The 811-nt window shown below is 66.7% G+C and carries 1 protein-coding gene; it reads left to right on the top strand.

The window, feature by feature from the left end:
- Nucleotides 1-199: 199 nt before the first annotated feature.
- A partial coding sequence (locus ET21_RS0117370; protein WP_030540652.1) for a site-specific integrase occupies nucleotides 200-811 on the top strand: 612 nt, incomplete at its 3' end.

Genomic DNA, 811 nt, shown 5'->3' with positions numbered 1-811 from the left:
GCCTTATCTGGACAGTCTGCGCCGTCCGCAACATTGCAGTAAGGTCGGCGATGGACGCCCACGGTAGGCAGTAATCAGGCTGGCCGTAGCGCTGACCCAAGAGCTGGCGGAGGCCAGCCTGATAGCTGCCGGGCCATAGCGCGCATCGGTGTGAAGGTCAGCTTCCGGGTGGGGGGTCCGGGGGGAGGGCTTCGCGCCGGTGTCGATCATTACTGTTTGCGAGCGTCGCGAGGCCAGGGGCCTCGATGCGCATGTGCCGCTGATCCAGCGCGACGACGCGCTCTACGATCCCGATCTGGATCGCTTCTTTCTCGACCTGCCGCTGTCGGGCGTCCGCTCGCGGCACTCGCTTCGCGCCTACGCCTATGATGTCGTAGTCTGGCTTCGTTTTCTCGATGCCTGCGGCAAGACCGTGTGGGCTGCGACCCGCGACGATGTCGACGCCTATCATCGTGAGCGACGCCGCGACGATGCCGATCACCGGATAACGGCGGCAAGCTGGAACCGCGCCGTCGCCAGCCTCGATCGCCTTTACCGTTGGGGCGAGCAGCAAGGGTTGATCGCCGACGCGCCGTTCAGCCGCCGCGCCGTGTGGCGACCGGCGCAAGGTGGCCGTCGCGGCATGATCGCGGCGCGCAACGATGCCTATGAACGTGTCGCCAGGCGATCGGATGTCCGGTTCGTCACGATGGACGACTACCGCATTTTCCGCGAGGTCGGCCTGCGCGGGCTCACCCCTGACGGCACGGAGCGCCCCGGCGCTCGCGACCGTAATGGGCTGCGCAACGCGCTGTTCGCGGATCTTCTCGTC

The sequence above is a fragment of the Sphingobium sp. DC-2 genome (assembly GCF_000722555.1).
GTDB lineage: Bacteria > Pseudomonadota > Alphaproteobacteria > Sphingomonadales > Sphingomonadaceae > Sphingobium > Sphingobium quisquiliarum.
This window is presented reverse-complemented; position numbering and strand designations above follow the sequence as displayed.